We start from the raw sequence: 21,788 nt of genomic DNA, 5'->3' as shown, positions 1-21,788 counted from the left end.
CCCGGGCAAGAGGTAAAAAACTGTGGAAGCACATCTCATCGAATGGCTGAACCTGCTGGTCCGCTGGATCCACATGATCGTGGGTATCGCGTGGATCGGCGCCTCGTTCTACTTCGTCTGGCTGGAAAACAACCTCAACCGCGCCAACCCGCGCGAGGGGCTTTCCGGTGACCTCTGGGCGATCCATGGTGGCGGCATCTACCACCTGGAGAAGTACAAGCTCGCCCCGCCGAAAATGCCGGACAACCTGCACTGGTTCAAATGGGAGGCCTACTCCACCTGGATGTCGGGTGTCTGCCTGCTGACCATCGTGTTCTACCTGAACCCGACCCTGTACCTGATCGCTCCTGGCAGCGACCTGGCCCCAGCCGCCGCCGTTGCCATCGGCATCGGCTCGCTGATCGCCGGCTGGTTCGTCTACAGCACCCTGTGCGACTCCCCGCTTGGCAAGAAACCCGCCCTGCTGGGCGCCATCCTGTTCGGCCTGCTGGTCCTCGCCGCCTACCTGCTCAGCCAGGTGTTCAGCGGTCGCGGTGCGTACCTGCACGTGGGCGCCATCATCGGCACCATCATGGTGGGCAACGTGTTCCGCGTGATCATGCCGGCCCAGCGCGCACTGGTTAAGGCCATCGAGGAAGGCCGCGAGCCCGACCCGGTACTGCCGGCCAAAGGCCTGCTGCGTTCGCGCCACAACAACTACTTCACCCTGCCGGTGCTGTTCATCATGATCAGCAACCACTTCCCGAGCACCTACGGCAGCCACTACAACTGGCTGATCCTGACCTGCATCGCGGCGCTGGCGGTAATCGTGCGTCACTACTTCAACACCCGCCACAATGGCAACGGCATGGCCTGGGCGCTGCCCGCCGGCGCTGTCGGCATGATCGCCCTGGCCTTCGTCACCGGCCCGAACTTCCCCAGCAGCGACAACACTGCCAGCGCCCAGCCGGCGAAGGTGGAGTACCAACCACTGCCGGAAACCGCCGTCGGCGGCAAGACCCCGGCCGAGCGCGCCAAGGACGAGGAAGCCGCCAAGGCCGCCGCTGCCCAGCAGGCTCAGGCCGCTCCGGCCCAGGCGTCCACTGCCGGCTCGACCGAAGGCTTCGACAAGGTCCATCACGTCATCCAGGAACGCTGCGCCGTGTGCCATTCGGCCAAGCCGACCAGCAACCTGTTCAGCACCGCGCCGGCTGGCGTGATGTTCGACACCCCGCAGCAGATCCAGCAGCTCGCCCCGCGCATCCAGGCGCAGGCCGTGGCCTCGCAGGTGATGCCGCTGGGCAACATCACCCAGATGACCCCGGAAGAGCGCAAGCTCGTCGGAGACTGGATCTCCAGGGGCGCCCAGGTTAATTGAGCCTGCGGCACGGCCAGAGAAACCGCACCTTCGGGTGCGGTTTTTTTATGCGCGCAGATTGGCATTTCCCTGTAGGAGCGCGCCATGCCCGCGATCGCGCGCATGGCGCGCATGGCGCGCTCCTACAGGCTGGGCCGAATGCTGAAACAAAAAATGTAGTCCACTCGACCAATGGCTACAGAATTACCGAAGCCAGGAAACATGCGGCCTAGAGCGATGCAGCACCATGGAGACAAAACGTGACCGGCGAGTTGTATACAAAAATCGATTGAACGTAATACACATCGCGTTTATAAAGTCCCGCACCGCTTCACCCGCTCGGCCCCGGGGGTGAGATCGGCCAGTACTTCCCGGTTGTCGTGCCCGTCCGGCAACCAGCGACTGACAACAATAAAAACCGAGGTGTTGCATGTCCGTGGTAACTGAGCGCTCCCATACCGGCTCGCCCGTCGATCAGCGTTTGCCTTTGCTGCAGCTGCTGCTGGTCGGCTTCCAGCACGTTCTCCTGATGTATGGCGGCGCCGTCGCCGTCCCGCTGATCGTCGGCCAGGCCGCCGGTCTCTCCCGTGAAGAAATCGCCTTCCTGATCAACGCCGACCTGCTGGTCGCCGGCATCGCCACGCTCGTGCAATCGCTCGGCATCGGCCCGGTCGGCATCCGCATGCCGGTGATGATGGGCGCCAGTTTCGCCGCCGTCGGCAGCATGGTCGCCATGGCCGGGATGCCCGGCGTGGGCATGACCGGCATCTTCGGTGCCACCATCGCCGCGGGCTTCTTCGGCATGGTCATCGCGCCGTTCATGAGCCGTATCGTGCGCTTCTTCCCGCCTCTGGTGACCGGCACCGTGATCACCTCCATCGGTATGTGCCTGTTCCCGGTGGCGATCAACTGGGCCGGAGGCGGCAAGGCAGCCGCCAACTTCGGCGCCATCGAATACCTCGCCCTGTCGTCCTTCGTGCTGGCGGTGATCCTGCTGATCAACCGCTTCATGAAGGGCTTCTGGGTCAACGTCTCGGTGCTGATCGGCATGCTGCTGGGCTACATCATCGGCGCCAGCATGGGCATGGTCAGCCTGGACGGCATCGAGCAGCGCCCGTGGTTCGACGTAGTCACTCCGCTGCATTTCGGCACGCCGGAATTCCACCTCGCCCCGGTGCTGTCCATGTGCCTGGTGGTGGTGATCATCTTCGTCGAGTCCACCGGCATGTTCCTCGCCCTGGGCAAGATCACCGAGACCGAAATCTGCCCGAACCGCCTGCGCCGTGGCCTGCTGTGCGACGCCGGCGCGTCGTTCATCGCCGGCTTCATGAACACCTTCACCCACTCCTCGTTCGCCCAGAACATCGGCCTGGTGCAGATGACCGGCGTGCGCAGCCGCTATGTGACCGCCGCCGCCGCGCTGTTCCTGATCGCCCTGTCACTGCTACCCAAGGCCGCCTTCCTGGTCGCCTCGATTCCGCCGGCGGTGCTGGGCGGCGCCGGCATCGCCATGTTCGGCATGGTCGCGGCCAGCGGCATCCGCATCCTCCACGAAGCGGACATCGTCGACCGCCGCAACCAGCTGCTGGTGGCGGTGAGCATTGGCATGGGAATGGTGCCGGTGGTGCGCCCGGACTTCTTCGCCGCCCTGCCCCAGTGGATGGAGCCGATCACTCACAGCGGCATCGCGATGACCGCGATCTGGGCCGTGGTGCTGAACATCCTGTTCAACATCCTCGGCGAACAAGGCCGCGACGCCCTCTGCGGGCATCACTGAGTCCCTTTCGCGGGCGTCTCCCGGACGCCCGCACCAAGCCGCGTCCAACTCCTTCGCGGCTTTTTTTCGCCTGCGATTCGGCTTTGGGTCTCAGGCCTCCGGCCGGTAACCCAGACGCAACCCACCCCACTGGCGCCCGCGCACGTAAATCGGCACAGACAGGTCATGCATCAGCTCGCCGGTATCGCGGCAGTAGGTCTGTAGCAACATCGGCTGGTTGTGGCTGCCGCAGCGTACGCCGGTGCGGTCGTTGAACAGCCGCTTGCTGCGACTCTTGAGCATGTCCACCTGCAGGTCGCCGCTCGGCGGATGGCTGAACGCCTGGTTGTGGGTCGGCACATAACCCTCGGCGGTACAGGCGATGGCGAACACCAGCCCCTCGTGGCGTTGCAGCAGGTCTTCCTGGATGCGCGGCAGCACCTCGTCGGTGTAGCGATCGAAGCGCGTGCGGAACTTCTGCGGGCGGGTGCCGGGCATCGGCTGGTAGTCGCGGTCGAACAGATCATCGAAGCCGATCCGGCCGTTCTCCATGTCCGTCTCGAACTTCGCGCCGATGGCCTGGGCACCGGCGCGGGCGAGGTCGTAGGCGCGCTGGTGATAGTCGTCCAGCGCGACCTCGGCGAGACGTTCGCTGATGGTCTCCGCCTGGCTTTCCAGCTGCATCGCGGCATCGGCCAGACGGTGGGTCTGCTCATCGCTGGCGCGCAGGTCGCCGCGCACCTGCTCGACGGCAGCGAACAGGCTGTCCAGCTGGTTGCGGTTGATCTCCGCGCCCTCGGCGATCTCGGTGATCTGGGTTTCCACGGTGGCAGCCAGCCCGGCGATATCCTGCAGCTGGCGGCCGGTGCTCTCCACCTGGCTGACGCCCAGGCCCAGGTCATCGGTAAGCTGGCGAATCTGCTCCACCACCTCGCCGGTCTGGCGCTGGATATCCTCGATCATCTGCCCCACCTCGTCGGTGGCCTCGGCGGTGCGCCCGGCGAGCCCGCGAACCTCCTCGGCCACCACGGCGAAGCCACGGCCGTGCTCCCCTGCCCGCGCCGCCTCGATGGCCGCGTTGAGAGCCAGCAGGTTGGTCTGGCTGGCGATGGACTGAATGACCTGGGTGACACGCTGGATATCCTCGCTGCGCGTATTCAGGGTCTCGATCAGCGCACGGCTGGCGCTGGCGCGCTGGCTCAGCAGACGCATGCAATCGATGGCGGCCTGCAGCTCGCTGCGCCCACTATCACTGCCAGCACGGGCGAGCGTGGCGGCCTCCTTCGCCTGGCGCGCGAGATTCGAGGTAGCCCGCTCGGTGTGGATCATCACTTCGGCGCTACCGACGATCTGCTCGGCGGCCACTACCTGGGACTCCAGCTTTTCCACCAGCCGCTGCACCGAGAACGACACGCCGGCGGCGGACAAAGCATTGCGGCTGGTGCCCTGGGACAGCTCGCGGGTCAGCTCGGCGACGTCCGGCAACACCGCCAGCGCTCCGGCCGGCGCCGCCCGCTCGGGGACGAACCACGGCCCCCAGAGCAGTATCGCGGCAAGCAGCAGGCACACAGACAATGGCCAGCCGCCCAGCGCCTGGGCGATGAACAGCAGCACCAGGCCGCAAGTCTGCAGGGTAAGAATGAGGACGATACGCGGACGCGCGATATCCATGGCAACAGCTCTCTTCTGGCGGGCCCTGCCGCTGCGCAGCGCGGGCACGCTGCCGGGGAGCCCGATTATTCTTGTCAGAGCCATTAGGCCGCCTGCTGCACCCGGCGGCTATCGTTCCTTAGTGGTAGACGAGGCGCTGCTTGAGTCGCTACAGGCAGCTGCGCGCTGCCTGGGTGATCGCATCGTCCGGGCTCGGTGGATTGCGGCGATAGAGCGCCACATCGCTACCCTTGTCCGCCGCCGTCGTCTCCAGCAGCACCTCGGTGCTATCGCCCGAGGCGGCCGGCGCCAGCAGCCGGTAGCCGAACCGGATTTCCCGCACCGCCGCCGAAGGGCGTATAGCCTGCCATTCTGGCAGCAGGCAGGTCATGTAGACCGAGGGCGACTTGCCACTCTCCAGCCGCAACGCCGGCGCCTCCTCCTTCAGCTTGCCCGGCGAAGAACAGGCGGCCAGCAGGATCAGTGGCAGCGTCAACAATAGGGGTTTCATCGAGTGAGATCCTTCTGTCAGGAACCCAGAGGGTAGCAGTTGCATCGATGCGGACCGTCCGGTCAGGTCAAGCCTGTGGCAGACCGCCTGCCGGTTTCCGTGCGCTGCGCCGGCAACCCCGGTAAAATCTCCGCCCTTTCCGTCGGCGCGAGCGATTTCGCGCTCCTAGCGAAGCCAGATATCCAGTACCTATGACCAGCGCAACACCGACTGCCACCAACCGCCCCGAGCCCTCCCGCCGCTTCTCCGTGGCGCCGATGATGGATTGGACCGACCGTCACTGTCGGTACTTCCTGCGCCAGCTTTCCAGCCACGCGCTGCTCTACACGGAGATGGTCACCACCGGTGCCGTGCTGCACGGTGATGCCGCGCGCTTCCTGCGCCACGACGAGTGCGAGCACCCGCTGGCGCTGCAGCTGGGCGGCAGCAACCCGGCGGATCTGGCGGCCGCGGCGAAACTGGCCGAGGAAGCGGGCTACGACGAGGTGAACCTGAACGTCGGCTGCCCCAGCGACCGCGTGCAGAACAACATGATCGGCGCCTGCCTGATGGGCCATCCGGCCCTGGTAGCGGATTGCGTGAAGGCGATGCGTGACGCGGTATCGATCCCGGTGACGGTCAAGCACCGCATCGGCATCAACGGTCGTGACAGCTATGAAGAGCTCTGCGACTTCGTCGGCCAGGTGCGCGACGCCGGCTGCCGCAGCTTCACCGTGCATGCGCGCATTGCCATCCTCGAAGGCCTGTCGCCCAAGGAAAACCGCGAAATCCCGCCGCTGCGCTACGACATCGCCGCGCAGCTCAAGCGCGACTTCGCGGAGCTGGAGATCGTCCTCAATGGCGGCATCAAGACCCTGGAAGAATGCCGCGAGCACCTGCAGGTATTCGACGGCGTGATGCTCGGCCGCGAGGCCTATCACAACCCCTACCTGCTGGCCCAGGTGGACGCCGCGCTTTACGGCTCGCAGGAGCCGGCCATCACCCGCGCCGAGGCCCTGGCGCGGATGCGTCCGTACATCGAGCGGCACATCGCCGAGGGTGGCGCCATGCACCACGTAACCCGCCACGTACTCGGCCTGGCCCAGGGATTCCCAGGGGCGCGGCGCTTCCGCCAGCTGCTCTCGGTGGACGTTCACAAGACCAAGGATTCCCTCGGACTGCTCGATCAGGCCGGAGAACTTCTCGCCGGTCACTGAGTCCCGTTGAGTGGCGCATCGGGCTCGGGTAAGGTCGATGCACTCTCTACGGAAGACGCGCCATGACCTCCAAGCTGGAACAACTCAAACAGTACACCACGGTTGTCGCCGATACCGGCGATTTCGACGCCATTGCCCGCCTGAAGCCGGTGGATGCCACCACCAACCCGTCGCTGCTGCTGAAGGCCGCTGCCCTGCCCCGCTACACCGAGCACCTGGCCCGCGCCACCGAAGGCGCAAAGGGTGACGCCGGCCTGGCCTGCGACCGCTTCGCCGTTGCCGTGGGCAAGGACATCCTGGGCGTGATTCCGGGGCGCATCTCCACCGAAGTGGACGCCCGGCTGTCCTTCGATACCGAGGCCACGCTGCAGCGCGCCCATCGCCTGATCGAGCTGTACGACCAGCAGGGCATTGGCCGCGACCGCGTACTGATCAAGATCGCCTCCACCTGGGAAGGCATTCGCGCCGCCGAGCAACTGGAGCGCGAAGGCATCCAGACCAACCTGACCCTGCTGTTCTCCTTCGCCCAGGCTGCGGCCTGCGCCGACGCCGGCGTATTCCTGATCTCGCCCTTCGTCGGGCGCATCTATGACTGGTACAAGAAGGCCAACAACCGCGACTACGTGGGCGCGGAAGATCCAGGCGTGCAGTCGGTCTCGCGCATCTATCGCTACTACAAGGCTAACGGTTACGAGACCGTGGTGATGGGCGCCAGCTTCCGCAACCTCGGACAGATCGAGCAGCTCGCTGGCTGCGACCGCCTGACCATCAGTCCGGACCTGCTGCAACTGTTGGCCGACGCCGAAGGCGAACTGCCGCGCGCTCTGCAGCCGGGCGGCGGCGAAGCCCGCCAGGTGCTGGACGAGAGCGCCTTCCGCTGGCAGATGAACGAAGACGCCATGGGCACCGAGAAGCTGGCCGAAGGCATCCGCCTGTTCGCCCGCGACCAGGAGAAGCTCGAGGCGCTGCTCGCCGGCCGCTGAGCGCGGCAAACGCTGTAGACGAGCAAAAGCAAACCGGCGCCCCAGGGCGCCGGTTTGCATTGGGGCTCATCGAATCAGTGGCGCTCGAGCGCGCTCACCAGATCATGGAAGGCCTCACGGTTGGTCTCGTTCAGGCCCATCAGGATACGGTGGGCTTCGAGCACCTTGCCGCGCACCACCTCCTCGGACTGGTCCTGGGGAGGCAGATCGGTCAGGCAATCCGAGCACGGAATCGGGCGATCGACGATGTTGAACACCTGGTCGAAGCCCATCGACTGCAGCAGCCGGGTGATGTCCGCGTTGGTGGTGACCAGCGTGGGCAACAGGCCGACCTTCTGCCGCGAGAGAATGGACAGCTTCGCCAGGAGGCCCAGCGTGGTGCTGTCGATGCTCTGGGTTTCCGTGAGATCGATGATGATCGCCGAGAAATTCAACGCAGCGAAGATTTTTTCAATGGTGGCATCCAGCGCCGAACACAGGGTCAGTCGGACTTCGCCCACAAACTTCAGGACAAATGAGCCATCCTGCTCGGCGAACTGGATTTTACCGGTACTCATGCAAGGTTCCTGCTCAACACCAGCAAGGCAATATCATCCGGCATCTCGGACAACTTGGCCAGTCCGAAGACTTGACGCAGGCCATCCAGGGTTCCGCCGGCGGCGACGACCTGCTCGGGCAGGGCCGTCTCCTTTTCCTTCAGCGTAGCTCCCGGAAGGACGTCGAGAATGCCGTCCGAGAACAGGGAAAGGCTGAAGGACTTGGGAAGATCGAGGACATGATCCTCGTAAGTCGCTTCGTCGAACAGCCCCACTGGAAGGCCACGGCCTTCCAGATAGCGGGCTTCGCCGTCGACATAAAGCACAGGCAACGGCAGATGACCGCCGATGCTGTAGGTCAGACGGTCGGTATCCAGGTCGATCACGCCACCCAGCATGGTTACGTGCTTGCCCAGGTTGCAGTTGATCAGCCCGCGGTTGATGTGACCGAGGACGTCCGACGGCTTGAATTCCGGCAGCATGTCGTTGCGTTTGGACTCGTACAACAACCGCGTGGTCATGAACTTCAGCAGCACGGTGACGAAGGCGGACGAAGCACCGTGGCCGGAAACGTCGGCCAGGTAGAAGCCGATGCGGCGGGCGTCCACGCGGAAGTAGTCGACGAAGTCACCCGACAGGTACAGCGACGGGATGATCTGGTGGGCGAAGGCCAGGCCTTCGGATTCCCATGGCGTCTCCGGCAGCATGTTCATCTGCACCTGGCGACCGGCGTTCTGGTCTTCCTGGAGCAGGTTCAGGCTGGCCTGCAGCTCGCGGTTGGCGGTTTCCAGCTTTTCGCGGTAGCGGCGGTTTTCCGAGCGCAGGTAGGCGCGATCCAGAGCACGGCGAACCGAGTGCTCCAGGACGGCGAGATCTTCCAGCGGCTTGATCAGGTAGTCGGCGGCGCCCAGGCGCAGGGCCTCGACGGCGTCGCTCATGACGCCGGCGCCGGACAGCACGATCACCGGGGTTTCCACCGCCATCTCGGTGACGCGACGGATCAGCTCGAGGCCGTCCATCTGCGGCATGCGCAGATCGCAGATCACCAGGTCGGGGAGTTCGTGCTCGAAGACTTTCAGGCCTTCCAGGCCGTTGGTGGCCTGTGTGACCTTGAATCCGCTGTCTTCCAGGTAGGCGGCGAGGCTTTCGCGGACGACGTCGTCGTCATCGATAATCAGCAGCGAGGCACTGGCTTTGTGCATGGGTCATCCAGGCAAACGGCGCCGGGGTTGTGGTTTGGCGCTCATTCTAGGGAACAGCGGCGCGGGTCGGTCGCGACAAGGCGCAGACACTACTCCCATCCGCTCAAGGGTTCAAGCAGGCGCAGTCCGCACCACGAATGGCGCGGGCTGGAGAACAGGTAAGGTCTGCGTGCAAGGCCGATCAGAAGTCGTCTTCGACCTCGCCGTCCTTGACCTTGAACTCGCGGTTCTGCAGGTAGGCGTTGCGGATGAAGGTGTACTTGTCGCCGCTGATCAGCTTCTCGGACTTGAGCAGGTCGGCGCGGGTGTCGACCACGTCCACGGCACGCATGCTGTTACGAACCGGCACATTGTCGATGTACGGATACGGGCCGGTGTAGGAGTCCGGGATCAGCGAAGGGGCATCGCGCAGGGTGCTCGGGCCCAGCAACGGCAGCATCACATAGGGCCCGCTGCCCACGCCGTAATGGCCGAGGGTCTGGCCGAAGTCTTCGTCGTTGCGGCGCAGGCCCATGTGGGTGGCCACGTCGAAGACGCCAGCCAGGCCGAAGGTGGTGTTGAACAGCAGGCGGCTGGTATCGACGCCGGCATTGTGGAATTTCAGCTGCAGCAGGTCATTGACCAGATTCTTCACGTCACCGATGTTGCCGAAGAAGTTGTGCACGCCGTCCTGCACGAAGTTCGGCGTGACGTACTGGTATCCCTGGGCCAGCGGCTTGAGCGCATAGGTGTCCAGGGTGTCGTTGAAGGTGAAGATCGGGCGGTTGACGCTTTCCCACGGGTCGTCTTCGCTGGCAGCCTGCGCCAGGAACGGAATGGTGGCAAGGCCAGCGGCGGCGAGCAGGCTGAAGCAGCGTTTCGTCCATTGGACGCCTAGTGGGCGCATCGGGAATTCTCCAGTGAATGTCTATCGGGCCAGCCATGGCGGCCCCGCTATGCGGGCAGAGTATATAGAGGCGCAACGGTTTTGCAGACCCGGACCGTTCTCACAGGATTTCGATTCAGGGGTGCAGGATGCCGTTTCGCTTGCTTCCAGTTGAAAGCATAGTGCCACTTCAGTCGGGATACCGTGCGTCGATGACAATTTCCAGAGCGTCGGAGCGCCAGAACTCCTGGTCCCACTCCACCAGCCGGCCGTCTTCCAAATAGCTGGAGCGCTCCACGTACAGCCCCGGCGAGCCCGGCGTCAGTTGCAGCGGCGTCGCCCGCGCCTCTACCAGCGCCGTGGAGTGCATGGCCAACTCGGAGCGAGACAGGCTCAGCCCCAGCTCCTCGCGCAGCACGCGGGTGAGCGAGGTATCCAATTCGTGATCGAGCAGGCCTGCGCACCAGCTGGCGTCCAGGGTGATTTCCTCTAGCATCACCGGCCGCTCGTCGACCCAGCGACGGCGCAGGATGCGGAATACCTCGGCCTCTTCAGCCAACCCCATGCGCCGCGCCAATGCCGGCCCGGCCGCGCGGCGTTCGGCGGCCAGGACCTCGGTACGCGGCACGCGACCCTGGGCCTCGACGTAATCCATGAAACCCGTGGTGCGCGTCGGGTTGTAGCGGATGCGCGGCGGGGAGACGAACCAGCCACGGCGGTTCTCCCGGTACAGCAAGCCCTCGGTCTCCAGTTGCTGCAGCGCCTCGCGCAGGGTCACTCGGGTGCAACCGAAGCGCTCCGCCAGCTCGCGCTCGGCGGGCAGGCGCTGGCTCAGGGCGACGTTAGCGATGTCCTGCGCCAGCTGATCGCGGATGCGCAGGTAATGAGGCATGGGTTCGACCGGCATGGGCGTCTTCCGCAAAAAGGCGCGGCGATTATAACGGCATGGCGGCGGACTTCATCGGACCGTCACATTGGCCCGCTAGTCTGGCCTAGACCAATTACCAGAAAAGCCCACCATGCCTGCGACCGCCGACCTTCCGCGCTTCACTTCCCTACTGTTCGGACTGTCGGGCGACCTGGTGGACTTCGGCGCAAGGACGCTGCCGATTGCCCTGCAACGTACCTGCCCCGATTGTCCGCCGGAACGCCTGACCAGCGCTGTGACCTTGCCCCCGCAGGACGCGCTGGATCTTGCCCTGGGCCGTCCCGCCGATGCCCAGGAGCGCAACCGCTTCCAGTCCGCCCTGGACGACGCTGCCCAGGCCCACGCCGAGGCGACTCCCGGCGCCCTGGACGCCCTGCAGACGTTGAACCAGCGCGGCGTGCCCTGCGCCTGGCTCGATGAGCTGCCCAACGCCACCACGGTGCACCTGGCCGCCGCCCTCGACGACCGCCTCGCCACCGGCCTGGACATCGCCGGGCGCCAATGGCCCGCACCGGACTCCTGCTGGCAGGCGCTGATGCAGCTGGACAGCCCGCACCTGGACGGCTGCGTGCTGGTCAGCGGCCAGCCCCGCCTGCTCCAGGCGGGCCTCAACGCCGGCCTGTGGACCATCGGCCTGGCCGCCAGCGGTCCGCTTTGCGGCCACGCGCCGGGAGACTGGGACGCCCTCGGCAACCTCGACCGCGACCGCCTGCGCGCCCAGGCGACGCTGGGCCTGTACCGCCTCGGCGTGCACTCGGTCATCGATCATCTGGGCGAGCTGGATTCCTGCCTGCAGGACATCGCCGGTCGCCGCCTGAAAGGAGAAAAGCCATGAAGCACGAACGCCACCGCTTCCTCGACGAGTTGGCCGAGCGCTTCGCCAGCCACGGCGCAGAGCCTTACGGCGAGGCCGTCAGCCAGGCCGAACACGCCCTGCAGTGCGCCACCCTGGCCGAGCGCGCCGGTTGTTCCGACAGTCTGGTGATCGCTGCCCTGCTCCACGACATCGGCCACCTGTATGAAGACCCGCAATTGATTGATGAACAGGACCAGCGTCACGAGGAGTTCGGCGCCAACCTGCTGCGCGAGCTGCTGCCCGAATCCGTCTGGCAGCCGATCCGCCTGCACGTGGCCGCCAAGCGCTACCTCTGCGCTGTCGATCCGGCCTACCACGCCGGGTTGTCCTGGGCTTCGCGGCAGAGCCTGGCGCTGCAGGGCGGGCCGTTCGACGAGCGCGGCTCCAGCGCCTTCCTCAACGCGCCTTTCTCCCAGGACGCGCTGACCCTGCGCCGGCTGGATGACCTGGGCAAGGACCCGGCCATGCGCACGCCGGAGCTGGAACACTTCTTCCCGCTGCTCGAACGTCTCCTGCGAATTGATCGGCATCAGGCAAGGGTGCGCGCGGCGAGTTAAGCTCAAAGGCATGGCGATGGACCTTTTCCCCGCCGGGCGAGGTCCATCTTTGGGTACGTACCGCAGAAGGACACCACCATGCCGACACAACGCCTCCAGGAAGAACTCCAGGCCCTGCGCGACCAGCTGGAGCGACAGCCGCCGCTGAATGCGGAAGAGCGCGAATCGCTGCAAGCCCTGATCAAGGACATCGAGTTGCAGCTGGCCAACGAAGAGGCGCTGGCCGACGAGACCCTGATGGACAACGTCAACCTGGCCGTGGAGCGCTTCGAGGCGAGCCATCCGACGCTGGCCGGCACGCTGCGCTCCATCGTGCAGAGCCTGGCGAACATGGGGATCTGATCCCTGATTCGCTTCCACCAGACAAGAAAAACCCGGCCGCGGCCGGGTTTTTCGTATCCGCGTTTTACCGAAGCCTTATTGGCGCACCAACCGGCGATTGTCCGGCTGCACGGCTTCGCTGCTGCGGTAGGGATTGATGTCCAGTCCGCCACGGCGCACGTAGCGTGCATAGACAGTCAGGCGGGTCGGTTGCAGCAGGCGCTGCAGGTCGAGGTAGATGCGCTCGACGCACTGCTCGTGGAAATCCTGGTGTTGGCGGAAGGACACGACATAGGCCAGCAGGCTCGCGGCATCCAGCACCGGACCACTGTATTCCACGACCAGGGTGCCCCAATCCGGCTGGCCGGTGACCGGGCAGTTGGATTTGAGCAGGTGGCTGTAGAGCACTTCGTCGACACGGCGGGTGTCATCGCAGCGCAGCAGCTCCGGGCGCGGGTGGTCGTAGCTCTCCACCGCGACGTCCAGGTCGTCGACGCAGGTGCCCTCGATGACGGCCACGCCCTCGCTCGCCACGTCGTCCAGACCACGCACACGCACGCCCACCGGCGCGCCAGCGGCGGCGGACAGGTCGCGCTCCATTACCGCGCGCACGGCATCGGCATTGTCGAAAGCGGTCTGGTTCAGCGAGTTGAGGTAGAGCTTGAAAGACTTGGATTCGATAATGTTCGGCGACTGCGCCGGGATCGCGAACTCGCCGATGGCCACCACCGGCTTGCCCGACGCAGTCAGCCAGGACAGTTCGTAGCAGTTCCACAGGTCCACGCCCTGGTACGGCAGGGTCTGGGCGGTCAGGCCCAGCTCCGCCCACTTGGTGGTGCGGGAGATCGGGAACAGCAGCTCCGGCGCATAGGTGGAGACGTATTCGCTGGATTTGCCCAGGGGCGAGTGTTCGGCGGGATGCTGCATGGGGATGACCTGCTGGATCGGCGATGCGGGTGGTGGCGCGAGGCGGCGAGTGTATACAAATCCGCCGCCCCTTTCAGCAGGCGGCAGACGAGGCGACCACTTCGACGCCCTGGGCATGCGCCCATCCTACGTAGAGCCAATCAGAACCACATGCGCACACCGGCGACCCAGTACCCCTCCTCGTCGTCCTCGCCCTCCGCGCGGGCGAGATCACCGCTGCGGCCGTAGGTCTTGCTCCAGACGTAACCAAAGTACGGCGCGAACTCCCGGCGCACTTCGTAGCGCAGGCGCAATCCTGCTTCCAGTTCACTGCCCCCGGCGCCCACGCCGATGTCGCGGTCATCGGCCAGCGCCAGGTTGTATTCCAGCGAGGGTTCGAGGATCAGCCGCTGGGTCAGCAGCAGTTCGTACTCGGTCTCCAGCCGCAAGGACGGATCGCCGCGCTCACTGAGGAACAGGTTGGCGTCCACCTCGAACCACTGTGGCGCCAGGCCCTGGATACCCAGTACCGCATAACTGCGCGACGGTCCCGGCTGGTCGTCGTGGCGCACGCCCACCTGCCAGTCCCAGAAGTCCGCGACCATGCGCTGGTAGAGCAGCTGCACCTCGTTGTCGGTGGTCGGGCCGCCGGCGTCGCGCTCGCCTTCCAGCTTCAGGCGCAGCTTCTGGTAGTCGGTGCCGTACCAGCCCTGAGCTTCCCAGCCCAGCGCCTGATCGTTGCCGTGGAAGCGGCTTTCCAGGCGCTGTATCAGCAGCGAGCCCATGGGCATGTCGTCCATCTCGGCACTTTCAGCGGGCAAGGCCAGGCCCAGGGTCGCCGCGCAGGCCACCGTTGCTATGCGTTTCATGGCGGTTCCTCAGAGGCTGGCGCTGGCAGGAGCCGGCTCGACTATGACCTTGCGCATCATGCCGGCGGCCATGTGGTAGATCAGGTGGCAGTGGAAGGCCCATTCGCCCAGCGCATCGGCGGGCACGTCGACGTCCAGCGTGCTGCCCGGCGCCACGCTGACCACGTGCTTGAGCGGGTTGAAGCGGCCGTTGCCCTTGTCCAGCTGCATCCACATGCCATGCAGGTGCATGGGGTGGGTCATCATGGTGTCGTTGACGAAGCGGATGCGCACCCGCTCGCCGTAGGTCAGGCGGATCGGCTCGGCCTCGGAGTACTTCTTGCCGTCGATGGACCAGAAGTAGCGCTCCATGTTGCCGGTGAGGCGGAACTCGATGGTGCGGTCCGGCGCGCGGTAATCGGCATAGGGGCGCATGGCCTTGAGATCCGCGTAGACCAGCAGGCGATTGCGCGGCTCGGCCGGCTGCGGCGTCAGCCCGCTGCCCGGTGCGTAGTCGGACTTCGGCGCAGCCATGGCCGAGTGATCCATGCCCGCCATCTGCGAGTGGTCCATGCCGGCCATGCCTGCATCGTTCGAATCACCGCCCTGCCCAGCCATCGCCATTCCACTGTGATCCATGCCCTCGTGGCTCATGCCCATGTCGGCCATGGTCAGCAGCGGCCGCTCGCGCAGCGCCGGCACCTCGGCCTGCAACCCGGCGCGCGGGGTCAGGGTGGCGCGGGCGTAGCCGCTGCGGTCCATGGCCTCGGCGAAGAAGGTGTAGGCGCGGTCTTCCTGCGGCTGGACGATCACGTCGTAGGTCTCGGCCACGGCGATGCGCAATTCGTCCACCGTCACCGGCTGCACGTCGTTGCCGTCGGCCTGCACCACGGTCATTTTCAGGCCGGGAATGCGCAGGTCGAAGTAGCTCATGCCCGAGCCGTTGATGATGCGCAGCCGCACCCGTTCGCCGGGCTTGAACAGGCCGGTCCAGTTCTGCTCGCTGTCCTGGCCGTTGACCAGGAAGCGGAAGCCGGCGATGTCGGCGATGTCCGTCGGCGTCATGCGCATGCCGCCCCAGTCCAGGCGGTCGCGCAGGGTTGCCATGAAGCCCTTGGCGCTAGAGTCGGCGATGAAGTCGCCGAGGGTGCGCTGGTTGCGGTTGTAGTAGTCGCTCTGCTTCTTCAGGTTGGCGAACACGGTCTCCGGTCGGGTGTCGTGCCAGTCGGCCAGCAGCAGGGTGTACTCGCGGTCGTAGCGGTACGGCTCGCGAGCCTTCGGCTCGATCACCAGCGGGCCGTAGAGCCCCTCGATTTCCTGGAAGTCGCTGTGGGCGTGGTACCAGTAGGTGCCGGACTGTTTCACTGTGAAGCGGTAGGTGAAGGTCTCGCCAGGCTTGATGCCGGGGAAGCTGATGCCCGGCACGCCGTCCTGGGTGTACGGCAGGATCAGCCCGTGCCAGTGCAGCGAGGTGTCGCGGTCAAGGGTGTTGGTGACGCGCAACTCGACGTCCTCGCCCTCCTTGAAGCGCAGTTCCGGCGCGGGCGTGCGGCCATTCACCGTGAGCGCCTTGCGGGCGCCGTCGGACAGCTTCAGCTCGCCCTCGCCAATCGTCAGGTCATACACGCCCGCCTGCACCGCCAACGGTGCCAGCAGCAACGCCCCCAGAGCCCACTCCCTTGCGCGGATCATCACGGCGCTCCCGCTCAGGGCTTGACGGTCAGTTTGCCGACCATGCCGGCCTGGTAGTGGCCCGGAATGTTGCAGGCAAACTCCAGGCTGGTGGCCTTGCTGAAGGTCCAGGTCAGCTCGGCGGTCTTGCCCGGTTCCACCAGCACGCTGTTGGGGTCGTCGTGCTTCATCAGCCGGTCCATCGGCTTATCGCCATGGCCCATCTTGCTGTGGTCCATCTGGCTCATGTCGTGCTGCATGCCGGTGGGGGTGAGCATCCCGGAATCCATCATCTGCTGCATTTCCTTCTGGTGGCCGGCGTGCATGGCCGCGCTGCCCAGGTTGAATTCGTGCAGCAGGCTGCCCGTGTTGTGGATGACGAAACGCACGGTCTCGCCCGGCTTCACGTCGATGCTTTCGGGCTCGAAGAACATCTCGTCCAGCTTGATATCGACGGTGCGGGTGGCCTGAGCAGCCTTGGCCGGCTCGCCGAAATCGTAGGCGCGCCCGGCGTCGGCCAGGGCCGGCAGGCTGATGGCGGCGACGAGGCCAAGGACGGAGGCTTGGTTCAGATGACGCAGGGACATGGCGACTCTCCTTTAAGGTCTGTGGCCATGGTCGCTGCCGGCGGCTGAGGGCTAGCTGTCGGGAAGATTACAACTCTGTCAGCTTGGCGCTCGCCTGCGTGGCGCGAGGTATAAAGAGGGCGAAAAAAAGCCCGCCAGAGGCGGGCAAGGGGCAGCACGATGAATCGGATTAGCAGGCCTGGTGCACCGTGGCGGCCTGCTCCTGCATACGCTGGAAGGTGATATCCCCTCCCCCGTCAGCCCAGGCTGGCGTGGCGGGGAAGAACAGCACGGCAAACAGCGTGGAGATAATCAGGTGCATGGCGGGCTCCTCGATGACGCTGAAAAATGAACACGCCGCCAGTCTGCAATACCGACACTGTCAGTTCGCTGACCGCCCCATTACCCTGATGACAGCTGCGCCCCGAGCGCCACAAGGGATACCCGGATGAAACTCCTCATCGTCGAAGACGAACCGCGCATCGGCCAGTACCTGCAGCAGGGCCTGAGCGAGGCCGGTTTTGCCGTCGACCTGACTGCCGACGGCGACGAAGGCCTGCAACTGGCCCTGGCCGGCGAACACGACCTGCTGATCCTCGATGTGATGCTGCCCGGCCGCGACGGCTGGCAGATCCTCCAGGCACTGCGCCAGACCGGCAGCGCTGTGCCGGTGCTGTTCCTCACCGCCCGCGATGCCGTGGAAGACCGCGTACGCGGCCTGGAACTGGGCGCCGACGACTACCTGGTGAAGCCCTTCGCCTTCGTCGAACTGCTGGCCCGCGTGCGCACGCTGCTGCGCCGTGGCGGCCAGCAGATCCAGGAAACCACCCTGCAACTGGCCGACCTCGAAGTGGACCTGCTGCGCCGCCGCGTGCAGCGCGCCGGCAAGCGCATCGACCTGACCGCCAAGGAGTTCGCCCTGCTGGAACTGCTGCTGCGCCGCCGCGGCGAGGTGCTGCCCAAGTCGCTGATCGCCTCCCAGGTGTGGGACATGAATTTCGACAGCGACACCAACGTCATCGAAGTCGCCATCCGCCGCCTGCGCGCCAAGGTCGACGACGACTTCCCGCAGCGCCTGATCCACACCGTGCGCGGTATGGGCTACGTGCTGGAAGAGCGCGAAGCATGAGCGCGCGCCTGTCCCTCGGCCTGCGCCTGAGCCTGCTGTTTGCCGCCTGTACCGCTGCCGTGTCGCTGCTGGCCGGGATCATCTTCAGCCGCGCCAGCGAGGCGCACTTCATCGAACTGGACCACCAGTTGATGGCCGGCAAGCTGGCGATCTTCCGCGACGTACTGGGCGATGTTGGCGGCCCGCAGCAGCTGGCACCGCACACCGCCGAACTGCGCCGCGAACTGCGTCGCCACCCCGACCTCGGCCTGCGCCTGCAGGGCGCAGACGGCGCTACCTGGTTCGAGCAACACCCGGCGATGAACATGGCCACCGGCGAGGAGCAGGCCTTCCGCGAACTGCAGGCCCCGCTGGAGCCTCGGCAACGTGATGGCGCGCAGCTGACGCTGATCCTCGACATCACCCACCACCAGCACTTCCTCCAGCGCATGCAACGGCTGATCTGGATGACCATGGGCCTCTCCGCTCTGGCGACCGCCCTGTTCGGCGCCTGGGCCGCCCGTGCCAGCCTGCGCCCGTTGCGACGCATGAGCGAGGTGGCGGCGCAGGTCAGCGCGCACTCGCTGACCACCCGCCTGGACGCCGGGCAGATGCCGCAGGAACTGCGCGGCCTGGCGGGCGAGCTGAACGCCATGCTGGCGCGCCTGGAAGAGGCCTTCCAACGCCTGTCGGCGTTCTCCGCCGACATCGCCCACGAGCTGCGCACGCCGCTGACCGGGCTGCTGACCCAGACCCAGGTGGTGCTGTCGCGCACGCGCAGCCTGGAGGACTATCGCGAAGCGCTGCACGGCAACCTGGAGGAGCTGGAGCGGCTCACCACGATGGTCAACGACATGCTGTTCCTGGCCAAGGCCGACCACGGCCTGCTCAGCCCCAGCAGCCAGCCGCTGGCGCTGGCCGGCGAGGTGGACGAGCTGCTGGAGTTCTACGGGCCGCTGGCCGAGGAGAAGTCCATCCGTCTGGAGCGCGACGGCGAGCTGTCGGTACAGGGCGACCGCGCGCTGCTGCGCCGGGTGCTGGCCAACCTGCTGGACAACGCCCTGCGCTTCACCCCGGACGGCGGGCAGATTCGCGTACGCCTGGAGCCGGGCCGCCTGAGCGTGGAGAACCCGGGACGGGAGATTCCCGCCGACCGCCTGCCGCGCCTGTTCGACCGTTTCTTCCGCGCCGACCCGGCCCGCCGCGAAGGCCAGGGCGAACATGCGGGGCTGGGGCTGGCGATCTGCCGCTCCATCGTCCACGCCCATGGCGGGGAGATTCGCTGTGAGTCGGCCGAGGGGTGGACGCGGTTCGTCATCGAGTTTCCGGGCTAAGAGCCCCTCACCCTAACCCTCTCCCAAAGGGAGAGGGGACTGTTCGGCACAGGTGGAAACCAAAGTGTCAGCCGGCACGTGCGGCCCCCTCTCCCTCCGGGAGAGGGCTGGGGTGAGGGCAAACCAATGCAGCGAGGTCCCAGCTGGCGCATTAAAAGGCCCCAACCGGGGCCTTTTTCATCAGCGCAACGCGCCGCTCACTGCCGCATGCCGCGCCCGCTCACCAGCAGGCGCACGCAGAAGATGTAGAGCAGCACCGTCGCCACCAGCATGAAGACCACCGCCGTGCCGATACGGATGTCGGACACGCCGAGGATGCCGTAGCGGAAAGCGTTGACCATGTGCAGGATCGGGTTGGCCAACGACACGGTCTGCCAGAACGGCGGCAGCAGCGTGATCGAGTAGAACACCCCGCCCAGGTAGGTCAGCGGTGTCAGCACGAAGGTCGGGACGATGGAGATGTCGTCGAAGTTGCGCGCGAACACGGCGTTGACGAAGCCGCCCATGGAGAAGATTCCGGCGGTCAGCACCACCACCAGCACGGTGATCCCCAGGTGGTGGATCTGCAGGTCGGTGAAGAACAGCGACAGGATGGTGACGATCACGCCCACCGCCAGCCCGCGCAGCACGCCACCGCAGACGAAGCCCAGGAGGATGGTGTGCGGCGACACCGGCGAGACCAGCAGCTCTTCGATGTTGCGCTGGAACTTGCTGCCGAAGAAGCTCGACACCACGTTGCCGTAGGAGTTGGTGATCACCGACATCATGATCAGCCCCGGCACGATGTACTGCATGTAGGTGAAGCCGCCCATGTCGCCGATCTGCCGGCCGATCAGGTTGCCGAAGATGACGAAGTACAGAACCATGGTGATCGCCGGCGGCAGCAGGGTCTGCGGCCAGATGCGCAGGAAGCGGCGGACTTCGCGGTAGACGATGGTGTTGAGGGCGACCCAGTTGGCGCGCAGTTCGTGACTCATACCGCCACCTTCGACAGATTCTTCTCCACCAGCGACACGAACAGTTCCTCCAGGCGGTTGCTCTTGTTGCGCAGGCTCAGCACCTGCAGGCCCTGGGCGTTGAGCTGGACGAACAGCCCGTTGATGCCCAGCGACTTGTCCACCTGCACTTCCAGGGTGTGGTCATCCACCAGGCGCACCGGGTAGCCGTCCAGCTTCGGCGCCGCGCTCAGGGTGCCCTGCAGGTCTAGGTAGAAGGTCTCCACGTGCAGCTTGTTCAGCAGCTTGCGCATGCTGGTGTTCTCCACGATGGTGCCGTGGTCGATGATCGCGATGTTGCGGCACAGCTGCTCGGCCTCCTCCAGGTAGTGCGTGGTGAGGATGATGCTGATGCCTTCGCCATTAAGCTCGGTGAGGAAGTTCCACATCGAGCGGCGCAGCTCGATGTCCACGCCAGCGGTGGGTTCGTCGAGGATCAGCAGGCGCGGCTCGTGGACCAGCGCGCGGGCGATCATCAGGCGGCGCTTCATGCCGCCGGAGAGCTCGCGCGAGGCGGAGTTGCGCTTGTCCCACAGGCCCAGCTGGGTCAGGTACTTCTCGGCGCGGCCCTTGGCCACGCTCATCGGGATGCCGTAGTAGCCGGCCTGGGTGACGACGATGTCGAACACCTTCTCGAACTGGTTGAAGTTGAATTCCTGGGGCACCACGCCGAGGCAGCGCTTGAGGCCATACGGGTCCTTGTCCAGATCATGACCGAACACGTTGACCGTGCCGCTGGTCTTGTTCACCAGGGTGGAGAGGATCCCGATGGTGGTGGATTTGCCGGCGCCGTTGGGGCCCAGCAAGGCAAAGAAATCGCCCTCGGCGACGTCCAGATCGATGCCCTTGAGGGCCTGGAAGCCGTTGCCGTAGGTCTTCGTCAGTTGACGGATGGACAGCGCGGAACTCATGGGTTTTCCCGTTGCAAGTCGGTGGAAAGACGCATGTCTTTGGAAAAAAGGCCTGCTTGATAAGGGTACGCCGCGAGGATTGCAACCTCCGGGGCACGCGCAGGCATTCAGGTCAGGTCGGTCATCACTGCCGTACGGTAGGCCGGGCGGGCCTTCAGGCGCGCGTACCAGGCTTCGAGATGCGGCTGTGCCGGGCGCTCGATGGGCATTTCGAACCAAGCATAGATGAAGCTGCCCAGCGGAATGTCACCCATGCCGAATTGTTCGCCGGTGAGGTACGGCTGTTTCGCCAGCGTCGCCTCGGGGACCGCCAGCAGACCCACGCAGGTATCGATGGCGACCTGGATGGCGGCGGCGTCGCGTTGCTCCGGCGGGGTGCGCAGGGTACCCCAGAACACGGTGCGGAACGGCGCAGCGAAGGATGAGGTGGTCCAGTCCATCCACTTCTCGGCGCTGGCGCGTTGCTGCAGGTCCTGCGGGTACAGGTCCGGGGCATAGCGCGCGGCAAGGTAGCGGACGATGGTGTTGGACTCCCAGAGCACGAAGCCGTCGTCGTCCAGGGTCGGCACCACACCGTTGGGGTTCAGCGAGCGGTAGGGCTCGTCGTTGACCAGGCCGAAAGCGCCGCCGGCGTCGATCCGTTCATAGGCCAGCCCGGCCTCTTCCGCGCACCAGAGCGCCTTGCGCACGTTGGAGGAATTCTTCCGGCCCCAGATCTTGAGCATGCTGCGCCTCTCTTGTTGTCGTCATCG

23 protein-coding genes are annotated in these 21,788 nt (G+C 65.6%); 9 read left to right on the top strand and 14 right to left on the bottom strand.

Translation table 11 applies throughout. The annotated features are described in order from the left end of the window. Positions 1-22: 22 nt before the first annotated feature. Positions 23-1,357: a urate hydroxylase PuuD gene (locus IB256_RS26915; protein ID WP_192294992.1), complete on the top strand. Its 1,335-nt coding sequence runs from the start codon at positions 23-25 to the stop codon at positions 1,355-1,357. 409 nt (positions 1,358-1,766) lie between these two features. Further along, positions 1,767-3,113, top strand: a complete 1,347-nt coding sequence (locus IB256_RS26910; protein WP_081518591.1) for a nucleobase:cation symporter-2 family protein — start codon at positions 1,767-1,769, stop codon at positions 3,111-3,113. 90 nt (positions 3,114-3,203) lie between these two features. Here the strand turns inward: IB256_RS26910 and IB256_RS26905 are convergent, their stop codons facing one another. Together IB256_RS26905 and IB256_RS26900 are read right to left on the bottom strand one after the other, a co-directional pair. Beyond that, on the bottom strand, positions 3,204-4,421 hold the full coding sequence (locus IB256_RS26905) for a methyl-accepting chemotaxis protein (RefSeq protein ID WP_225601987.1): 1,218 nt from the start codon (positions 4,419-4,421) through the stop codon (positions 3,204-3,206). A 490-nt stretch (positions 4,422-4,911) separates the two neighbouring features. Continuing rightward, positions 4,912-5,253 carry a hypothetical protein gene (locus tag IB256_RS26900; RefSeq protein WP_192404696.1) on the bottom strand — a complete coding sequence of 114 codons (342 nt, stop codon included), beginning with the start codon at positions 5,251-5,253 and terminating at the stop codon, positions 4,912-4,914. Between the two features lie 191 nt (positions 5,254-5,444). On the opposite strand from IB256_RS26900, the gene dusA reads away from it, so the two are divergent. Then, a complete protein-coding gene (gene dusA, locus IB256_RS26895; RefSeq protein ID WP_192294995.1) occupies positions 5,445-6,449 on the top strand; it encodes a tRNA dihydrouridine(20/20a) synthase DusA in 1,005 nt (334 codons plus the stop codon). Positions 6,450-6,511: 62 nt separating this feature from the next. Beyond that, complete coding sequence (gene tal / locus IB256_RS26890; protein ID WP_192294996.1) at positions 6,512-7,432, top strand: transaldolase; 921 nt, start codon at positions 6,512-6,514, stop codon at positions 7,430-7,432. A gap of 74 nt (positions 7,433-7,506) precedes the next feature. On the opposite strand, the gene rssC is transcribed toward tal, so the two are convergent. The 4 genes from rssC to IB256_RS26870 all read right to left on the bottom strand — a co-directional run bounded on the left by rssC (position 7,507) and on the right by IB256_RS26870 (position 10,942). Next, the gene (gene rssC / locus IB256_RS26885; RefSeq protein WP_017517513.1) at positions 7,507-7,989 is read right to left on the bottom strand and encodes an anti-sigma factor antagonist RssC; all 483 of its coding nucleotides are present in this window, start codon (positions 7,987-7,989) and stop codon (positions 7,507-7,509) included. Then, the gene (rssB, locus tag IB256_RS26880; RefSeq protein ID WP_192294997.1) at positions 7,986-9,170 is read right to left on the bottom strand and encodes a two-component system response regulator RssB; all 1,185 of its coding nucleotides are present in this window, start codon (positions 9,168-9,170) and stop codon (positions 7,986-7,988) included. The genes rssC and rssB overlap by 4 nt, the downstream gene beginning before the upstream one ends. A gap of 181 nt (positions 9,171-9,351) precedes the next feature. Next, a complete protein-coding gene (locus IB256_RS26875; RefSeq protein ID WP_192294998.1) occupies positions 9,352-10,056 on the bottom strand; it encodes a VacJ family lipoprotein in 705 nt (234 codons plus the stop codon). A gap of 169 nt (positions 10,057-10,225) precedes the next feature. Continuing rightward, a complete protein-coding gene (locus IB256_RS26870; RefSeq protein WP_192404695.1) occupies positions 10,226-10,942 on the bottom strand; it encodes a UTRA domain-containing protein in 717 nt (238 codons plus the stop codon). A gap of 112 nt (positions 10,943-11,054) precedes the next feature. Here IB256_RS26870 and IB256_RS26865 point away from each other — a divergent pair, with 112 nt between their 5' ends. From IB256_RS26865 to IB256_RS26855, 3 genes are all read left to right on the top strand, one after another. Further along, positions 11,055-11,798 (top strand): HAD family phosphatase, encoded by a 744-nt coding sequence (locus IB256_RS26865; RefSeq protein WP_192295000.1) that lies wholly within the window; start codon positions 11,055-11,057, stop codon positions 11,796-11,798. Further along, positions 11,795-12,376, top strand: a complete 582-nt coding sequence (locus IB256_RS26860; protein ID WP_138214789.1) for a phosphonate degradation HD-domain oxygenase — start codon at positions 11,795-11,797, stop codon at positions 12,374-12,376. The genes IB256_RS26865 and IB256_RS26860 overlap by 4 nt, the downstream gene beginning before the upstream one ends. Before the next feature lie 78 nt (positions 12,377-12,454). Continuing rightward, positions 12,455-12,718 carry a DUF4404 family protein gene (locus IB256_RS26855; protein WP_024763885.1) on the top strand — a complete coding sequence of 88 codons (264 nt, stop codon included), beginning with the start codon at positions 12,455-12,457 and terminating at the stop codon, positions 12,716-12,718. A 75-nt stretch (positions 12,719-12,793) separates the two neighbouring features. Here the strand turns inward: IB256_RS26855 and queF are convergent, their stop codons facing one another. From queF to IB256_RS30820, 5 genes are all read right to left on the bottom strand, one after another. Further along, positions 12,794-13,624, bottom strand: coding sequence for an NADPH-dependent 7-cyano-7-deazaguanine reductase QueF (gene queF, locus IB256_RS26850; RefSeq protein WP_192404694.1), 831 nt, complete (start codon positions 13,622-13,624; stop codon positions 12,794-12,796). A gap of 140 nt (positions 13,625-13,764) precedes the next feature. Beyond that, entirely contained in the window at positions 13,765-14,472 is a 708-nt protein-coding gene (locus IB256_RS26845) for a copper resistance protein B (RefSeq protein WP_081518603.1), read from the bottom strand. Positions 14,473-14,481: 9 nt separating this feature from the next. Further along, positions 14,482-16,143 (bottom strand): copper resistance system multicopper oxidase, encoded by a 1,662-nt coding sequence (locus IB256_RS26840; RefSeq protein ID WP_192404693.1) that lies wholly within the window; start codon positions 16,141-16,143, stop codon positions 14,482-14,484. 14 nt (positions 16,144-16,157) lie between these two features. Next, on the bottom strand, positions 16,158-16,709 hold the full coding sequence (locus IB256_RS26835) for a plastocyanin/azurin family copper-binding protein (protein ID WP_192404692.1): 552 nt from the start codon (positions 16,707-16,709) through the stop codon (positions 16,158-16,160). Between the two features lie 169 nt (positions 16,710-16,878). After that, positions 16,879-17,010: a co-regulatory protein PtrA N-terminal domain-containing protein gene (locus IB256_RS30820; protein ID WP_263864892.1), complete on the bottom strand. Its 132-nt coding sequence runs from the start codon at positions 17,008-17,010 to the stop codon at positions 16,879-16,881. Positions 17,011-17,136: 126 nt separating this feature from the next. On the opposite strand from IB256_RS30820, the gene IB256_RS26830 reads away from it, so the two are divergent. Together IB256_RS26830 and IB256_RS26825 are read left to right on the top strand one after the other, a co-directional pair. Continuing rightward, positions 17,137-17,817 (top strand): heavy metal response regulator transcription factor, encoded by a 681-nt coding sequence (locus tag IB256_RS26830; protein WP_192295004.1) that lies wholly within the window; start codon positions 17,137-17,139, stop codon positions 17,815-17,817. Further along, complete coding sequence (locus IB256_RS26825; RefSeq protein ID WP_192404691.1) at positions 17,814-19,130, top strand: heavy metal sensor histidine kinase; 1,317 nt, start codon at positions 17,814-17,816, stop codon at positions 19,128-19,130. Before IB256_RS26830 ends, IB256_RS26825 begins: the two co-directional genes overlap by 4 nt. Positions 19,131-19,327: 197 nt before the next feature. Here IB256_RS26825 and IB256_RS26820 read toward each other — a convergent pair whose 3' ends face one another. The 3 genes from IB256_RS26820 to IB256_RS26810 all read right to left on the bottom strand — a co-directional run bounded on the left by IB256_RS26820 (position 19,328) and on the right by IB256_RS26810 (position 21,761). After that, positions 19,328-20,107 carry an ABC transporter permease gene (locus IB256_RS26820; protein WP_081518608.1) on the bottom strand — a complete coding sequence of 260 codons (780 nt, stop codon included), beginning with the start codon at positions 20,105-20,107 and terminating at the stop codon, positions 19,328-19,330. Beyond that, complete coding sequence (locus IB256_RS26815; RefSeq protein ID WP_192295006.1) at positions 20,104-21,036, bottom strand: ABC transporter ATP-binding protein; 933 nt, start codon at positions 21,034-21,036, stop codon at positions 20,104-20,106. The genes IB256_RS26820 and IB256_RS26815 overlap by 4 nt, the downstream gene beginning before the upstream one ends. 107 nt (positions 21,037-21,143) lie before the next feature. Continuing rightward, positions 21,144-21,761, bottom strand: a complete 618-nt coding sequence (locus IB256_RS26810) for a glutathione S-transferase (RefSeq protein WP_192404690.1) — start codon at positions 21,759-21,761, stop codon at positions 21,144-21,146. Positions 21,762-21,788: the final 27 nt, after the last annotated feature.

Source organism: Pseudomonas sp. PDM17 (assembly GCF_014851985.1).
In the GTDB taxonomy this organism is placed as follows: Bacteria; Pseudomonadota; Gammaproteobacteria; order Pseudomonadales; family Pseudomonadaceae; genus Pseudomonas.
Note: the sequence above shows the minus strand (reverse complement) of the source record. Positions and strands in the feature narration are given on the sequence as shown.